The sequence below is a fragment of the Nocardioides luti genome (assembly GCF_014212315.1).
Classification (GTDB): Bacteria; Actinomycetota; Actinomycetes; order Propionibacteriales; family Nocardioidaceae; genus Nocardioides; species Nocardioides luti.
Genome location: NZ_JACKXE010000001.1, coordinates 319,989 through 336,383 on the forward strand (window position 1 = coordinate 319,989; position 16,395 = coordinate 336,383).

General features: G+C 73.2%; 14 protein-coding genes. 7 read left to right on the forward strand and 7 right to left on the reverse strand.

What is annotated here, in order from left to right; all coding sequences use genetic code 11:
* The first annotated feature begins 34 nt into the window (after window positions 1-34).
* Genes H5V45_RS01470 through H5V45_RS01485 form a run of 4 tightly spaced genes read left to right on the forward strand, consistent with a single transcriptional unit; the run spans window position 35 to window position 5,313 of the window.
* Window positions 35-1,159: an acyl-CoA dehydrogenase family protein gene (locus H5V45_RS01470; protein ID WP_185251296.1), complete on the forward strand. Its 1,125-nt coding sequence runs from the start codon at window positions 35-37 to the stop codon at window positions 1,157-1,159.
* Window positions 1,156-2,691: a long-chain-fatty-acid--CoA ligase gene (locus H5V45_RS01475; RefSeq protein WP_185251297.1), complete on the forward strand. Its 1,536-nt coding sequence runs from the start codon at window positions 1,156-1,158 to the stop codon at window positions 2,689-2,691. The genes H5V45_RS01470 and H5V45_RS01475 overlap by 4 nt, the downstream gene beginning before the upstream one ends.
* A 10-nt stretch (window positions 2,692-2,701) precedes the next feature.
* Window positions 2,702-4,279: a fatty-acid--CoA ligase FadD1 gene (gene fadD1, locus H5V45_RS01480; RefSeq protein WP_185251298.1), complete on the forward strand. Its 1,578-nt coding sequence runs from the start codon at window positions 2,702-2,704 to the stop codon at window positions 4,277-4,279.
* Window positions 4,280-4,293: 14 nt separating this feature from the next.
* Window positions 4,294-5,313, forward strand: a complete 1,020-nt coding sequence (locus H5V45_RS01485) for a hypothetical protein (protein ID WP_185251299.1) — start codon at window positions 4,294-4,296, stop codon at window positions 5,311-5,313.
* Between the two features lie 48 nt (window positions 5,314-5,361).
* Here the strand turns inward: H5V45_RS01485 and H5V45_RS01490 are convergent, their stop codons facing one another.
* Window positions 5,362-5,877, reverse strand: a complete 516-nt coding sequence (locus H5V45_RS01490; RefSeq protein ID WP_185251300.1) for a nitroreductase family deazaflavin-dependent oxidoreductase — start codon at window positions 5,875-5,877, stop codon at window positions 5,362-5,364.
* A 40-nt stretch (window positions 5,878-5,917) separates the two neighbouring features.
* Here H5V45_RS01490 and H5V45_RS01495 point away from each other — a divergent pair, with 40 nt between their 5' ends.
* Together H5V45_RS01495 and H5V45_RS01500 are read left to right on the forward strand one after the other, a co-directional pair.
* Window positions 5,918-6,118, forward strand: a complete 201-nt coding sequence (locus H5V45_RS01495; protein ID WP_221633851.1) for a phosphotransferase — start codon at window positions 5,918-5,920, stop codon at window positions 6,116-6,118.
* A gap of 191 nt (window positions 6,119-6,309) precedes the next feature.
* Window positions 6,310-7,668, forward strand: a complete 1,359-nt coding sequence (locus H5V45_RS01500; RefSeq protein WP_185251301.1) for an HNH endonuclease — start codon at window positions 6,310-6,312, stop codon at window positions 7,666-7,668.
* Window positions 7,669-7,692: 24 nt separating this feature from the next.
* Here the strand turns inward: H5V45_RS01500 and H5V45_RS01505 are convergent, their stop codons facing one another.
* From H5V45_RS01505 to H5V45_RS01520, 4 genes are read right to left on the reverse strand one after another with little or no spacing between them, the layout of a single operon-like run.
* Window positions 7,693-8,409, reverse strand: coding sequence for a hypothetical protein (locus H5V45_RS01505; RefSeq protein WP_185251302.1), 717 nt, complete (start codon window positions 8,407-8,409; stop codon window positions 7,693-7,695).
* A 13-nt stretch (window positions 8,410-8,422) separates the two neighbouring features.
* On the reverse strand, window positions 8,423-9,904 hold the full coding sequence (locus H5V45_RS01510) for an LVIVD repeat-containing protein (RefSeq protein ID WP_185251303.1): 1,482 nt from the start codon (window positions 9,902-9,904) through the stop codon (window positions 8,423-8,425).
* A 50-nt stretch (window positions 9,905-9,954) separates the two neighbouring features.
* Window positions 9,955-11,061, reverse strand: a complete 1,107-nt coding sequence (locus H5V45_RS01515) for an NAD(P)H-dependent flavin oxidoreductase (protein ID WP_185251304.1) — start codon at window positions 11,059-11,061, stop codon at window positions 9,955-9,957.
* Entirely contained in the window at window positions 11,042-12,661 is a 1,620-nt protein-coding gene (locus tag H5V45_RS01520; protein ID WP_185251305.1) for an AMP-binding protein, read from the reverse strand. Before H5V45_RS01520 ends, H5V45_RS01515 begins: the two co-directional genes overlap by 20 nt.
* A 46-nt stretch (window positions 12,662-12,707) precedes the next feature.
* Between H5V45_RS01520 and H5V45_RS01525 the strand changes: the two genes are divergently transcribed.
* Window positions 12,708-13,535, forward strand: a complete 828-nt coding sequence (locus H5V45_RS01525) for a crotonase/enoyl-CoA hydratase family protein (protein ID WP_185251306.1) — start codon at window positions 12,708-12,710, stop codon at window positions 13,533-13,535.
* A gap of 15 nt (window positions 13,536-13,550) precedes the next feature.
* Here the strand turns inward: H5V45_RS01525 and H5V45_RS01530 are convergent, their stop codons facing one another.
* Both H5V45_RS01530 and fadD8 read right to left on the reverse strand, forming a co-directional pair.
* Entirely contained in the window at window positions 13,551-14,804 is a 1,254-nt protein-coding gene (locus H5V45_RS01530; RefSeq protein ID WP_185251307.1) for a hypothetical protein, read from the reverse strand.
* Complete coding sequence (gene fadD8 / locus H5V45_RS01535; RefSeq protein WP_185251308.1) at window positions 14,791-16,395, reverse strand: fatty-acid--CoA ligase FadD8; 1,605 nt, start codon at window positions 16,393-16,395, stop codon at window positions 14,791-14,793. The genes H5V45_RS01530 and fadD8 overlap by 14 nt, the downstream gene beginning before the upstream one ends.

Genomic DNA, 16,395 nt, shown 5'->3' on the forward strand with positions numbered 1-16,395 from the left:
TCCTCGCGGGCACTCGACCACCGAAAGGCAGCAGATGGACTTCACCTTCACCCCCGAGCAGGACGACGCCGCCGCGCTGGCGGCGCGGATCCTCACGGACCGTGCCACGCACGAGCGGATGCGGGCCGTCGAGGGCGGCGGCGACCGCTTCGACCGCGACCTGTGGGCCGAGCTGGGCCGGGCCGGGCTGCTGGGGCTCGCGCTGCCCGAGGAGCACGACGGCGCCGGCCTGGGCCTGCTCGAGCTGTGCCGGGTGCTGGTCGAGGTCGGACGCACGGTCGCACCGGTGCCGCTGGCGGCGCACGGGCCCGCCGCCCTGCTGCTCGCCGAGCACGGCACCGAGGCCCAGCAGGCGGCCTGGCTGCCGGCCGCCGCGTCCGGCGGCTGCGTCGTGACGGCCGCGGTCGCCGAGGACCGCTCCTTCTCCCCCGCCCGTCCCACCACCGTGGCGACCGCCGCCGGTGACAAGGCGGAGGACGGCTTCACGCTCACCGGCAGCAAGTCGATCGTGCCGGCCGGGACCTACGCCGACCTGTTCCTCGTCCCGGCCGACACCGGGGACGGCGTGGCCGTCTTCCTGGTCGAGCCGGGCGACGCCGGGGTCGGCGTCGTCGCACAGCGGTTCTCGGACGGCGACGCGGTCGCCCGCCTGGACCTCGACGCGGTGGTGCTCGGCCCCGACCGCCTGCTCGGGGCGGCCGACGGCGCCGCGGCACAGCGGCTCCGGCAGCTGCTCGTGCTGGCCGCCTCCGCCGAGCAGCTGGGCGTCACGGAGGGCGCGCTGGCCCTCACGGCGGCGTACGCGAAGACCCGCGAGCAGTTCGGCCGCCCGATCGGGACCTTCCAGGCGGTGTCGCAGCGGCTCGCGGACGGCTTCATCGACGTGCTCGCGCAGCGCCTGACGCTCTGGCAGGCCGCCTGGCGGCTCAGCCAGGGGCTGCCCGCCGAGACCGAGGTGGCGACCGCCAAGCTCTGGGCCGCCGACGCCGGTCACCGGCTGGCCCACACCACCGTGCACGTGCACGGCGGCGTCGGGATCGACCTCGACGGGACCGCGCACCGCTACTTCACGACCGCGAAGCGCTTCGAGTTCCTGTACGGCGCCGGCACCGAGCAGGCGCTGACCGTCGGGCGGGCCCTGGCGGCGGAGCCGGCTTGAGCGGGACCGTCCGCGAGCAGCTGCTGGCGCGCGCGGGCGACCCCGGGGCCGGTCTGCTCTTCGAGGACGCGGCCTGGACCTGGGACGAGGTCGTGCACGCGTCCGCCGTGCGGGCCGCCGTGCTCGCGGAGCTGCTCCCCCACGACGGACCCCCGCACGTCGGGCTGCTGCTCGACAACGTCCCCGAGTTCGCCTTCCTGCTCGGCGGCGCCGCGCTGTCCGGCCAGGTGGTCGTCGGGCTCAACACGACCCGGCGGGGCGCGGCGCTCGCCGCCGACGTGCGGCGCTCGGACACCCGGCTGGTGCTGACGGACGCGACGTACGCCGGCCTCCTCGAGGACCTGCGCCTCGACGTGCCGGTGCTCCGCGTCGACTCCCACGTGTGGGCGGACCTGCTGGCCCGGCACGCGGACGCGTCGCTACCGCAGGCGTCGGTCACGGCCGACGACCTGCTCATGCTGATCTTCACGTCCGGCACGTCGGGCGAGCCGAAGGCCGTCAACGTCACGCACGAGAAGGTCGCGCACCCGGGGCGGTTCCTCTCCGAGCGCTTCGGGCTCGGGCCGGGCGACGTGGCCTACCTGTCGATGCCGCTCTTCCACTCCAACGCCGTGATGGCCGGCTGGGGGCCGGCGCTCGCGTCCGGCGCCACCGTGGCGCTGGCTCGCCGCTTCAGCGCCTCGGGCTTCCTGCCGGACGTGCGCCGTCACGGGGCGACGTACGCCACCTACGTCGGGAAGCCGCTGACCTACGTCCTGGCCACCCCGGAGCGGGACGACGACGCCGAGAACCCGCTGCGCCTGGTGTTCGGCAACGAGGCCAACGAGCGCGACATCGACGACTTCGCGCGGCGCTTCGGCTGCGTGGTCGTGGATTCCTACTCCTCGACCGAGAACGCCGTCATCGTGCAGCGGGTGCCCGGCATGCCGCCGGGCAGCCTCGGCCGGCCCGTCGAGGGCGTCGCCGTGCTCGACCCGGAGACGAGGGCGGAGGTCCCCGTCGCGGAGTTCGGCCCGGACGGCCGGCTGCTCAACGCCGAGGCGGCGACCGGCGAGATCGTGAACACGACCGGCGCCGGCGCGTTCGCGGGCTACTACCGCGACCCCGACGCCGAGGCCGAGCGGATGCGCGGCGGGATGTACTGGTCCGGCGACCTCGCCTACCGCGACGCCGCCGGCTTCCTCTACTTCGCCGGCCGCACCGCCGACTGGCTCCGCGTCGACGGCGAGAACCTCGCCGCCGCCCCGATCGAGCGGGTGCTGCTGCGGCACCCGGACGTCGCGGAGGCGGCGGTGTACGCCGTGCCCGACCACGTCGGCGACCTGGTCGCGGCCGCCGTCACGGTGCGCCGGCCGCTCGGGGCCGACGCCCTGGCGACCTTCCTGGCCACGCAGCCCGACCTGTCGCCCCAGGCCTGGCCGCGGTTCCTGCGCGTGCTCGACGAGCTCCCGCGCACCGCCACCAACAAGGTGCTCAAGCGCCGGCTCACCGCCGACGGCGTCGCCGACGCCGTTCCCGTTCCCCACCCCTGAGGAGATCCCCGTGGCCGAGACCGTCCAGCAGCTGCTCCGCGAGCGCGCCGCCGACGAGACCGTCGGCCTGCGCCACGGCGACCGGGCGTGGACCTGGCGCGAGCACCTGGACGAGGCCGCCACCGAGGCGGCCGCCCTCATCGCGCTGGCCGACCCCGACCGACCCCTCCACGTGGGCACTCTGCTCGGCAACACCCCGGAGATGCTGCGCGCGATGGCCGCGGCCGGGCTCGGCGGCTACGTGCTGTGCGGCATCAACACCACCCGCCGCGGTGACGGGCTGCTCGCCGACATCCGGCGGGCCGAGTGCCAGCTGCTGGTGACCGACGCCGAGCACCTCCCGCTGCTCGCGGGGCTCGACCTGGCCGGCGTACGCGTCCTGGACGTCTCCTCCGCGGAGTGGGCCGAGCGGGTGGCCGCGCCCGTCACCGTCGAGGAGCTCGTCCCGCACCGCGAGGTCGAGGCGATGGACACGCTGATGATGATCTTCACGTCCGGCACCAGCGGCGACCCCAAGGCCGTCCAGGTGGCCCACCTGATGGTGCTCTTCTCCGGGCTCAACCTGGTCGGCCGGTTCGCGATGACGAGCGACGACGTCTGCTACCTCTCGATGCCGCTGTTCCACTCCAACGCCGTCGTGGCCGGCTGGGCGGTGGCGATCGGCAGCGGCGCGGCAATGGTGCCGGCGAAGTTCTCCGCGTCGCGGTTCGTCGCCGACGTGCGGCACTACGGGGTGACGTACATGAACTACGTCGGCAAACCGCTCGCCTACGTCCTCGCGACGCCCGAGCAGCCCGACGACGCCGACAACACCCTGCGGGTCGCCTTCGGCAACGAGGCCGGCGACCGGGACATCGACGAGTTCGCCCGGCGGTTCGACTGCCAGGTGATGGACGGGTTCGGCTCGACCGAGCTGGCCGTCATCATCACCCGGGAGAACGGCACCCCGCCCGGGTCGATCGGCAAGGGCTTCGACGGCGTCGCGGTCTACGACAGCGAGACCGTCACGGAGTGCGACGTCGCCGTCTTCGACGAGCACGGGGCGCTCGCCAACGCCGACCGCGCGGTCGGCGAGCTCGTGAACACGCAGGGGGCGGGCTACTTCCAGGGCTACTACAACGACCCGGCCGCGAACGACGAGCGGATGCGGCACGGGATGTACTGGTCCGGCGACCTCGCCTACCGCGACGCCGACGGCTGGATCTACCTCGCCGGGCGCACCGCCGACTGGATGCGCGTCGACGGGGAGAACCTCGCGGCGGCGCCGATCGAGCGGATCCTGGAGCGGTTGCCGGCACTGAGCCGCGTCGCGGTGTACGCCGTCCCGGACGCCGCCGTCGGCGACCAGGTGATGGCGGCGATCGTGCTGCAGGACGAGGCCACACTGACGCCCGGCGAGCTCGAGGCGTTCCTCGCGGCGCAGCCCGACCTGTCCCCCAAGGCCTGGCCGCGGTTCGTCCGCCTGGCCGACGACCTGCCCAGCACGGCGACCAACAAGGTGCTCAAGCGCGAGCTGATCGCGCAGGGCGCGACCGCCGGCGACGGCGTGCTGTGGACCCGTGAGTCCCGCGGGACGGCGTACGCCTGACCTACGCTGGCGGCATGGGACCTCGGGGGAAGCGTCGCGGCGCGTGGATGGTGAGGCTGGTCGTCGCGCTGGGACTGCTCGGCCCGGCCGGCCTGCTCACCGCCTGCGGTGACGACGTCGCGACGCCGGGCGCCACCTCCGGGTCGACGATCCCCGTCGGTGACCTCACCGTCCGTCCCGGCGAGCTCGTCTGGGCCGTGGGCTCCACGGTCCACGTCGGCGACCGGAGCGAGGACGTCGGCCGGCGGATCGACCAGTTCGTCGTCGGGCCGCACGGCATCTACTACGTCAGCCACGGGTCGCTCTGGTTCACCGACCTCGACCGCGAGAAGCGGGTGGTGGAGCGGCTCCGCTTCACGAGCCCGGTGCTCTCGCCCGACGGGCGGTACATCGGGTTCCTGGACTTCTCGACCGCCCCCGCCTCGACCGTCGTCTACGACCTCGAGACCGGGCGCGAGACCGTCCGCGACGACTCGGGCATGGGAGACGCGAAGGACGACCTGGCCGACCTCTACGAGGACGCGGAGCCGTTCTTCCTCGGGTTCGACCACGAGGCGGCGTACTCCCAGGGCGTCGACGACTCCGTCTTCCGGATCCCGCTCGACGGTTCGGACGTGACCGTGCAGCGTCGTGGCACGGGGTCCGGCCGGGTCCCGGCGGCGGTGCTGCCGCCGCCCGGGCAGGGACGGCAGATCCGCACCGGGCTCGGCGGGGAGATCTCCCCCGACGGCACGGTCGCCCTCCGGAACCTCATGAACCTGCGCTTCCGCCCGGTGGCGCGGACCGGGGACGGCGGACCGCTCGACGTCGCCCTCGGGGGCGACCGCAACCGGTTCGCCATCGCCGGCTGGCTCGACGACCACCGGGTCTGGGGTGCCGCCGGGCGCGCGCGGGGCGCGGTGTCCCTGGGCCGGTCCGCGACGCTCGTCGCGTGCGACCTGCGGCCCGGAGGGCGCTGCGAGGACCTGTCGGACCCGATCCCCCTGGACGATCACCACACCGTGATGTTCGACGGGCGCTGGTTGGGGTTCTGAGGGGCGCTGGTCCCGGGCTCAGGCCGGCTCAGGCCGGCTCAGGCCGGCTCAGGCCGGGTCGAGGACGAAGATGCGGACGTCGCGGCCGGTGATGCGCTGCTGGTACTTCAGGTAGCCGCCGTACACGCCGGCCGAGTTCGCCATCACCTCGGCGCGCTCCGCCTCGCTCGCGGGCCGGGCGACGGCGGCCTGCGTGATCCGGTCGTGGACGATCGTCAGGTGCGGGTCGGCCTCGAGGTTGTAGACCCACGCCGGGGTGTGCTGCTGGCCGAAGTTGGTGCCCAGCAGCGCCAAGGTGTCGCCGATGGGGATGCTGATGAGCGGCGTCGTTCGCGCCTGCCCGCTCTTGCGACCGGTGGTGGTCACCGTGACGACCGGGAGCCCGGCCAGCAGCTGCGGGACGGTGGCACGCCCCTTGGTCACCCGGAGCAGCGCCCGGTCGAGGTGGCGCAGCGTCTTCGAGAAGAGCCAGGCTCCCGGCTTCGACGAGGCGAAGGCCTGCATCACCCGCTGGAACGGGTTGGGCCGGTGGTGGCGGTACTGCAGGTCGGCGGCGAGTCCCATGGAGGGACGCTAGACCCGGAGGCGGCCGCGTGTCTGTCGGATGGCGAACGCTGCCGCGCTGCGTGCCGTCGACACGGCATCGGCGTCAGCGGCCTGGGACGGGCGACTCGCCGCGGTGATCGACTTCGGGACCTGCGGGGTCGGCGACCCTTCGTGCGACCTGGCGGTCGCCTGGACGCTGCTCGACGCCGCCGGCCGCCGGGTGTTCCGCGAGCGCCTCGACGTCGACGACGCGAGCTAGGCGCGTGGGCGCGGCTGGGCGCTCGGGAAGACGCTGGCCGAGCTCGCGTCGGCGCTCGGCGACCTGGAGGGCGACGCCGACGAGGCGGGGTCGGCACGCGGCTGAGGCGCCGCAGACAGGTCGAGAACCAACGGCCCACTTGTCATCCACAGGCGCTGACCGGGAGCCGGGTCGAACCTAGAATCGACAGCATGTTCGAACCCGCGTCCGCCCCTCCGTCGCCCGGCCCCGCGCCGTCGGTGGCCGAGCTCGCGCGCCTGCTCGACGGGCTGTCGCAGGTGCGGGTGGACAGCGAGCGCGACGGCATCGACCAGCTCGAGGCGCTGGAGCGGGTGAAGTCCGCCTGCGCCGCCGCCCAGGCGCGGATCACCGCGGACCTGGACGTCCGCCGCGCGGCGCGCTCGACGGCGGCTCGCATGTCCGGGTCGGCTCCCCTCCCCGGCCACCGCGACCCGCACAGCGCCGCCGGGCTGGCGTCCGCTGTCGCGCTGGCGCGGCGCGAGAGCCCGCACCGTGGCCGGCGCCACCTCGCGCTGGCCGTCGCACTCGGCGACCTGCCGGAGACGCTGGCGGCCCTGGAGCGGGGAGACCTCTCCGAGGAGGCGGCGCTGGTCGTCGCCGAGGAGACGCAGGACCTTGCGCTCACCGATCGTCGCCACGCCGACGGCCTGCTGGCGGACCGGTGCGACGACCCGTGGGAGGGCCTGGGGCTGGACGAGCTGCGGCGCTGCGTCCGCGGGATCGCGCAGGAGTGCGACGAGGATGCCGTGCGCCGCCGCCGCGCCCGGGCCCTGCGCGGTCGCCGGGTCACGGGCCGGCTGCTGCGCGACGGCACCGCCCAGATCAGCGCGGTCGTGGCCGACTGGCAGCTCGCCGCCGTCCAGTCCTCGCTCGCCGAGGCCGCCGACCGGGCCCGCGCCGCCGGGGACGACCGCACCCGCGGCCAGGTCATGGCCGACACGTTCGTGGCCCGCCTGACCAACCAGGTCACCGCCGTCGCGACCCCCGTCGCCGTCGGGATCGTGATCAGCGCCGAGGCCCTGCTGGGCGACGACGACTCCCCCGCCCACGTCGACGGCGTCGGCCCGGTCCCGGCGTCGATCGCTCGGCGCCTGGTCGCCGCGAGCCCCGACGTCCGCTCGACCGTCCGCCGCCTGTTCGCGTGCCCCGAGACCGGCAGCCTGCTGGCCATGGACTCCCGGGCACGCCGCTTCCCCGCCGGCCTCAGGGACTTCGTCCGGATCCGCGACCAGTTCTGCCGCACCCCCTGGTGCGACGCTCCCGTCCGGCACACCGACCACCCCCGACCGCGCCGTCGCGGCGGCCCCACCGACCGGGTCAACAGCCAGGGCCTGTGCGAGGCGTGCAACTACGCCAAGGAGGCCGCCGGCTGGCGACATCGGACCGTGTCCGAGCCCCACGAGCAGCACACGGTCGAGATCACCACCCCCACCGGGCACGTGCACCGGTCGCGCGCGCCCGCGCAGCCGATGCCGACCTCCGGCGGCCGGCTGCCCGCGGTCCGGATCCGCGATCTCGCGAGCGCCTGACGGCAGCGCGCGAGCGGCGACGGCTCAAGGCCGCTCGCAGAAGGCCGTCGTGAGCACGTAGCCGGCCGCGCCCAGCATGCCCCGGAGCGTCTCGTCGCCCGGGTCCTGGCTCACCACCGACACGCCCGCCCCACGGGCCGCGGCCGCGGACTCGATCCGGGTCAGCGCATCCGGGGACTCGACCTCCGTCACGAGCAGCACCGGTCCGCCGGGGTCGTAGACCGGGGGCGCGGCGACGAGCCGGCCCGCGGCGCCGGGGACCCTCACGGCCAGGTCCACGTCCTCGGCTGCCGGCGCCGCCTCGGCCCGGTCGAGGTCGCGGTGCCACCAGAGCTCCACCGGCACGAGGCCGACCTGCTCGGCGGCGGCCATCCGCGCAGTCTCGAACACCGGCACGACGAACCGCAGACACCCACCCAGGTGCAGCGCGTGGCGCAACAGGTCCACGCCCTCCGTTGCCCACAGGTCGCCATCGGCCTCGCCCGCCGCTGCGTCGTCCACCAGCCACGTCCCTCCCCGGGACAGCGCGATCAGGAAGGCGTGGTCCGTGCGAACCGCGACCACGTCCGGCGAGTCGATCAGGTGCCCGAGGAAGTCCCGGTGCCGGGCCTTCGCCTCAGCCGCTGGAGCCCAGAACCGTGGCGCGTGCGGCACCAGCGACTCACGGCGGTGCGACGCGAGGAGGGTGACCCAATCGAGGTCGGCAGCCGTCAGCCGACGTACACCGCCACCGCGCGTCATGTCCGTGGACCCGTCAGCGCAGCAGCTTCCCCAGCCCGTTGACCAGCTTGACGACGTAGAAGCCCGAGTTGCCGTCGGAGTACCACACCGACTTCCGCTTCACGTCCCACGCGGGCTGCGACATGGCGAAGGCCCCCATGGCGGTGGGGTTGTCGGGCCGGCTGGAGGGCAGCACCTTGTTGTAGTAGCCGGCCTCGACCGGGTGCTTCAGGTCGGTGATGTCGAAGAGCCGCAGCCCCGACAGGATCATCGAGCAGGCGACGATCTTCGGGTTGTCGCGGGTGGGCACCGAGCAGTAGTGGCCGGCGTACCCCTGGACCGGGAGGTTCGCGCCGGGGTCGTTCTTCTGCGCACCGGCACGGGCGGCGGGCTGGTGCACCGCGAGGCGCAGGTTCGAGACCACGTGCGCCTTCTTGGGGTTCGTGATGTCGATGATCCGGGCGGCGCCGACGCCCGCCTTTGACTGGTCCGCCTGGGTGAAGTCGTAGTTGGCGTACTCGTCGACCTCGAGGAGGTAGCTGCGACCGCCGCGGGTGAACGGCTCCGGGACCTGCGGGATCGAGTGCTCGGGCCAGGTGAGGTCCTTGATCACGTGGACCTGGGGGTTGGGCACGCGGTCCTGGATCTCGCTCACGTCGAGGATCCGCAGGCCGCCGGTGGAGAACTTCGCGCCCTGGGACTGGTCGTTGCCGATGTTGGCGACGTACAACGTCCGGCCGTCGGCCGAGAGCCGCATGCCGTGGTAGTTCACGCCGACCTGCTCGAAGACCGGGACGGGCACGGTCGGGTCGCTGACGTCGAGGGCGACCAGCGTCTGGCCGCCGGTGCTGGAGGCGTAGAACGTCTTGCCGTCGGGCGCGAAGCCGCTCTCGTGGCCGAGGACGGGGCCAGGCGTCGAGGACAGCAGCGCCGGGTGCCGGCAGTCGGTCTTCACGTCGTAGAGGTCGAGGAGGCCGGGCAGCGTCGCGGGGTTGCCGGAGACCGCGCCGAGCAGGCCGCGCTTCTTGTTGAGCAGCACCGACTCGTGCGGGGTGTCCATGGCCGCCGTGGTCAGCGTCGCGGTCTGCTTCGGGTGCCGCGGGTGGTCCATGTCGAGCACGATCACGCCGAGGCCGGTGCCGGCGTTGAAGACGACGTCCTTCGGGAACAGCAGCGTCGAGTCGTAGTAGGCGCAGACGTGCCCCTGGCGGTCGCGGTAGCGCAGCACCTTGAAGCCACCGGTCTTGCCCTGGTGGGCGACCCGCTCGGTGTTGCAGCGGTAGTCCTTCTTGATCCGCCCGTCGTCGTAGTCCTTCTGCGGGACGCGCCCCTGGATGTCGGTCTCCGGTCGGGCACCCGGCCCGCAGTCGGCCTGCGGCGTCGCCGCGGGGAAGGACGAGCCGGTGGCGGACAGCACGTCTGAGACGGCCAGGCCGGTCAGCGCCACCGCGAGCGCCGCGGAGGCGACCCCCAGGCGACGCAGGGCGGGGGTACGACGACGCGCGCGGATGACCATGTGCTCTCCAGAGACTCGACTGGTGTGACGGTACCCACCTGACGGGCTGTTCAGCCCCGGATCTCGTCCAACCGGGCGACCGCGTCCTCGAAGCCCGAGACGAGCTCGGCCACGACCTCGGCGACGGGCCGGACGGCGTTCATCCGCCCGACGATCTGGCCGACCGGCATCGAGATCACGTCGGGGTCGTTGCTGGCGCTGATCCGGTTGTGCGCCTCGGCCACGAGGAGGTTCTGCAGCGGCATCGGCAGCGGCGACGGGGCGCCGTCCTCCGCCCAGGCCTCGGTCCACTTCGTCTTGAGCAGGCGGGCCGGCTTCCCGGTGTAGACCCGGGTGCGCACCGTGTCGCTGCTGGTCGCGCGGGTGAAGGCGGTCTCCCAGGCCTCGGAGTTGGAGCCGAGGCCGCGGTACTCCTCCGTGCCGAGCCAGATCGAGCCGGTCCACACGCCCTGGGCGCCGAGCGCGAGCGAGGCCGCCACCTGGCGGCCGGAGCCGATCCCGCCGGCACCGAGGACGGGCACGTCCGGACCGACGGCGTCGACGATGTCGGGGGTGAGGACCATGCTGGCGACCTCGCCGGTGTGGCCGCCGGCCTCGTAGCCCTGGGCGATGATGATGTCCACGCCGTTGGCGACGTGGCTCAGCGCGTGCTTGGCCGCGCCGGCCAGGGCGGCGACCTGGATGCCGTGCTCGTGGCAGGTGTCGATGATGTCCTTGGGCGGCGAGCCGAGGGCGTTGGCGATCAGCACCGGTCGGTGCTGCAGCGCCACGTCGAGGTGCGAGCGGGCCACGGAGTGCAGCCAGCCGAGCACGCCCTCGCGGCCCTCCCCCTCGGGCAGCGGCGGGACGCCCAGCTTCAGCAGCGTCTGCTCCACGAAGCTCACGTGGTCCGGCGGGATCATCGCCTTGAGGTCGATCGAGGTGCCCTCGGTCGGGATCTTCATCGGCATGACGATGTCCACGCCGTACGGCTTGCCGTCCGTGTTGTCGTCGAGCCAGGTCAGGACCCGCTCGAGCTCCTCGGTGTCGTTGAAGCGGACGCAGCCGAGGACGCCGAGTCCGCCGGCCCGCGACACCGCCGCCGCGACGTGCTCGGAGGGGGTGAACGCGAAGATCGGGTGGTCGATCCCGAACTGCTCACACAGCGGCGTGCGCAAGGGCCATCTCCTTCGCCTGGGGGTACTGCGCCTTGCCGGTGGCGTTGCGCGGCACCCGGTCGACCAGGGTCAGCGCGCGGGGCAGCTTGTAGCCGGACAGGTGGGCGCGCAGGTAGGTGCGCAGCTCGTCGAGCTCGAGGGTCGCGCCCTCGCGCAGCTCGACGACCGCGGCCACCGCCTGGCCGAAGGTGTCGTCGGGGACGCCGACCACGAGCACGTCGTACACCGCGGGGTGGCCCTTGATGGCCATCTCCACCTCTTCGGGGTAGACCTTCTCGCCGCCGGTGTTCACGCAGTTGGAGCCGCGGCCGAGCATCGTGACCTTGCCGTCCTCCTCGACGCGGGCGAAGTCGCCGGGGACGGAGTACCGCTTGCCGTCGATCTCGAGGAAGGTGGCGGCGGACTTGGCCGGGTCCTTGTAGTAGCCGACGGGGACCGAGCCGCCGCGGCCGAGGCGGCCGACCTTGCCGACGCTGGTCGCGAGGTCGAGCACCCGGTTGTCCTCGTCGATGACCACGCTGGCCGGGCCGAGCGCGACCACCGGGCCGTCGCTGCTGATGTTGCCCTTCTCCTGCATGCCCATGCCCTGGAAGCCGGTCTCGGAGGCGCCGATCGAGTCGGTGAAGATCGCGTTCGGGAACGCCGCCATCCAGCGCTCCTTGATCGCACGGCTGAAGATCGCGGCGCTGCTGGAGACCGCGAACAGGCTCGCGCCGGAGAAGGTGCCGGCCGCCTCGTAGGCCTCGATCAGCGGGCGGGCCATCGCGTCGCCGGTCATGAAGATCAGCTGGACGCCCTCGCGGTCGATGATCTCCCACGTGCGGACCGGGTCGAACTTCGGCTCGAGGACCGTGAGGTGCCCGGCGAAGAGGTGCATCAGCAGCCCGGCCTGCGCGCCGCCGTGCATGAGCGGGCTGAGCGGGAAGGTGACCATCCGCGGGTCGTTCGCCTGCTTCGACTGGTCGTACTCCTCCAACGGGGTGCCGGTGTAGAAGTCGATGCCGCCGCCGAGCACCCTCCAGAAGTCCTCGTGGCGCCACATGACGCCCTTCGGGAAGCCGGTCGTGCCACCGGTGTAGATGATGTGGAGGTCGTCGGGGCTGCGCTCGCCGAAGCCGCGCTCGGGGCTCTGGGCGCCGAGGGCGTCGTCCCACAGGACCCCGCCGTACGACGACACGTCGGCCTGGTTGTCCGGCTCGAGCACGTCGGGCATCACCACCGCGACGCGGAGCTTCTCGTGCTTCGGCCAGCAGGCCGCCACCAGCGGCGCGTAGCTGCGCTCGTGGACCAGCGCCACGATGTCGGCGTTCTCGAAGAGGTAGTTCAGCTCGCCCTCGACGTAGCGGTAGTTCACGTTGATGTTGACCGCACGGATCTTGACCACCGCGAGCACCGCCACGACGTGCTCGATGCTGTTCTTGGCGAAGATGCCCACGTGGTCGCCGGGGCCGACGCCCTGGCTGGTCAGGTGGTGCGCCAGACGGTTGGCATCGGCCTCGAGCTCGGCGTAGGTCACGGCCCGGTCCCCGACCTTCAGGGCGAGGTTGTCCGGGGCGGCGTCGACAGCGTGCTCGAAGAGATCGGCGATGTTGTGGGCCACGCGGCGAGACTAGAACACGTTCTTGTTTTTGGCTAGGCTCACGCTCATGAGCGACTCCGAGACGGCCGCGCCCGCCCCCGCCCCGCCCCAGGAGCCCCACTGCCTGGTGGAGCAGGACGGCCACAAGCTGATCGTCACGATGAACCGTCCCGAGGCGCGCAACGCGCTGTCCGGGGAGATGCTCGCGATCATGTCGGACGCCTGGGACCGGGTGAACGAGGACGACTCGATCCGGGTCTGCATCCTCACCGGCGCCGGCGGCTACTTCTGCGCGGGCGCGGACCTCAAGGCGATGGACTCCCGCCCGCCGTCGGAGAGCTTCGAGTCGGGCGAGTTCGACCCGTCGGTCATCAAGTCGCTGCTGAAAGGCTTCCGCCTGACCAAGCCGCTGATCGCCGCGGTCGAGGGCCCGGCGGTCGCCGGCGGCACGGAGATCCTCCAGGGCACCGACATCCGCGTGGCCGGCGAGTCCGCGAAGTTCGGGGTCGCCGAGGCCCGCTGGAGCCTCTACCCCATGGGCGGCTCGGCGGTGCGCCTGATCCGCCAGCTCCCCTACACCGTGGCGGCCGAGCTGCTCCTGACCGGGCGCACGATGAAGGCACCGGAGGCCAAGGAGGTCGGGCTCATCGGGCACGTCGTCCCGGACGGCCAGGCGCTGGCCAAGGCGCACGAGATCGCCGACCTGATCGCCGCCAACGGCCCGCTCGCGGTGCAGGCGATCCTCAAGACGATGCGCGACTCCGAGGGCCGGCACGAGGACGAGTGCTGGGCCGACGACGCCCGCGTGGGCGCCGCGGTCTTCGCCTCCAACGACGCCAAGGAGGGGCCGCGCGCGTTCCTCGAGAAGCGCGCGCCGCAGTTCACCGGCACCTGACGCGCCGGCCGGTCGTCAGACCGGGGTGATCGGGAGCGAGCGCCGGGGCTCGAACGCGAAGCCGGCGCCCGTGCTGAACCGGGTCACCGCCACGGCGTCCGCCTCCCGGGCAGGCTCGTCCCGGCGTACGACGTGGGCGGTCCAGTCCGTGGCGGTGCCGGTGACCTCGACGTCGAGGTGGGGGTCGACGGCGCGGACGACGGCCTGCAGCGGCGCGACCTCGCCCGGACCGCAGAGGCCGAGCCAGCCGTCGTCCTCGTGGGCCGGGGACGACGCGACGGTGAGGCTGTCCCCCACCTCCACCGAGACGTACGCCGCCGGGTTGAGCACCGGGTGCAGCGCGAGCGTCCGCAGGGCGCCCGCGACGTCGCGGGTCAGGCCCAGCGCCCGGTGCAGCCGCTCGGCGGCGATCCCCGCGATGCCGACGAGCTGCTGGCGGCACAGGTCCCGCGCCTCGTCGGGCGGCAGCCGCCGATGCACGGCGCGGACGAAGCCCAGGTCGAGCAGGTGCATCTGCAGGCAGACCTCGTCGGCCAGCCGGACCAGGGCGCCGTGCGAGAAGGCACCGAAGTCCAGGTCGGACAACAGCGGCCCGGCGTAGTCGGTGGCCCCCTCGTCCGGACCGGCGGCGGGGATCGGCTCCAGCACGGTCGTCGCCGCCCGGGAGGACCGCAGCGCGGTGCAGCCGGCGGACTCGGTGACCACGGGGTGGGCGTCGTCGATGACGACCGTCCAGGCGCAGTGCGGCGTCCGGCCGGCCGGCGAGCGCGGCGGCCGGTGGATCGGCCGCACCTGCGCGCGCGGGTTGGTCGCGACGGCCGTGGCGTCGAAGGTCGGGTCCTCGATGTCGTGGCACATCGAGCGGACGTAGTCCTCCCCCATCGGCTCGACGTCCATCAGCGCGCCGCAGTGGTCGAGGTGGAACTCGCCGTGCCACGGGTCGTGCACGGTGTAGCGGAAGTCCATGAACTGGGGCGGCGCCCCGATGTCGAGCTGCAGGCCCTTGAAGATCGTGACCACGTCACCGGGCTCGTCCGGCGGGGCGGCGAAGCCCAGCGCCTCCTGCATCCGGCGGGTGTAGACCGGGCTCGCCGCGCTCCACTCCTCGATGGCGACCTGCGCCATCTCCTCGCGCCCCAGCCGGCCGATCACGAACGCCATGCCGGAGCGGTCGATGAGCTGCCCGACGAGGAGCAGCTCGGGCAGCAGGACGGCCAGCTCGGCCCTCGTGAGGTCGGCGTACCTGCTTCGAGGCTCAGCCGACGGCACGGTCCCCCGTCCAGTACGCCGCCCGCAGCGCCTTCTTGTCCGGCTTGCCGAGTCCGGTGAGCGGCAGCGCGTCCGCGACGATCACCTGCTTGGGCGACTGCACCGCCCCCTTGCGCTCCTTGACCATCGCCTGGATCTCGGCGGTCATCGTCGCGACCGACTCCTCGTCGCGTGCGGCGTCCTCGCGCAGCACCACGATCGCCGTGACCGCCTCGCCGAACTTCTCGTGCGGGGTGCCGATCACGCCGACCTGGGCGACCGCCGGGTGCTCGGCGACGACGTCCTCGACCTCGCGCGGGAAGACGTTGAAGCCGCCCGTGACGATCATGTCCTTGGTCCGGTCGACGATGAACCAGAAGCCGTCCTCGTCCTCGCGGGCGACGTCGCCGGTGTGCATCCAGCCGTCGCGGAAGGTCTCGGCCGTCTCGTCGGGCAGGTTCCAGTAGCCACCCGCCAGCAGCGGCCCGGCGACGCAGATCTCGCCGGGCTCGCCGACCGCGACGGGGCGACCGTCCTCGCCGAGCAGCGCCGTACGCAGGAACGCCGACGGGCGCCCGCACGAGGCCAGCCGCTTCTCGTCGTGGTCGCCCTTGGGGAGGTAGGAGATCACCATCGGCGCCTCGGACTGGCCGTAGTACTGCGCGAAGATCGGGCCGAAGCGGTCGATCGCCTCGCGCAGCCGCACCGGGTTGATCGCGGACGCGCCGTAGTAGACGGTCTCCAGCGACGACAGGTCCCGGGTGCGCGAGTCCGGGTGGTCCATCAGCGCGTAGAGCATCGACGGCACCAGCATGGTCGCGGTGATCCGTCGCTCCTCGATGGTGCGCAGCACCTCGGCCGGGTCGAAGCGCGGCAGCACGACCAGCGAGCCGCCCTTGATCACGGTCGGCACGAAGAACGCCGCGCCCGCGTGCGACAGCGGCGTGCACATGAGGAAGGTCGGCGACTCGGGCCACTCCCACTCGGCCATCTGCACCTGGGTCATCGTCGCCATGGCCCGGGCCGTGCCGATCACGCCCTTCGGCTTGCCGGTCGTGCCGCCGGTGTAGGTGATCGAGACGATGTGGTCGGGCTCGAGGGTGACGACCTCGAGGGGTCGTGGCTCGAACGACGCGGCCGCTGCCGCCAGGTCGTGGCCGACGTGGCTGAGCTCGTCGGGCACCGGCCCGATCGTCAGCACCTTCTCGAGCTTGGGGCACCGCTCGAGCAGGCCGAGCGCCCGCTCGACGAACATCGGCACCGGGTCGATCGTCAGTGTGGTGATCTCGGCGTCGTTGATGACGTAGGCGTGGTCGTCGAGCGAGCCGAGCGGGTGCAGGGAGGTACGCCGGTAGCCCTGCGTCTGGCCGGCCCCGATGATGAACAGCACCTCGGGGCGGTTCAGCGCGAGCAGCGCGCCGGCGGTCCCCCGGCCGGCGCCCAGCGACTCGAAGGCCTGCACGAACTGGCTGACCCGGGCGGCGGTCTCCCCGCCCGTCAGCGTCGTGTCGCCCAGGAACATCACCGGCTTGTCGCGGTGGCGCTTCAGCGCCGCCGCCATCAGGTGGCCGTTGTGGGTCCCGAGGCGCAGCTGGTCGGAGGAGTCCGTCAT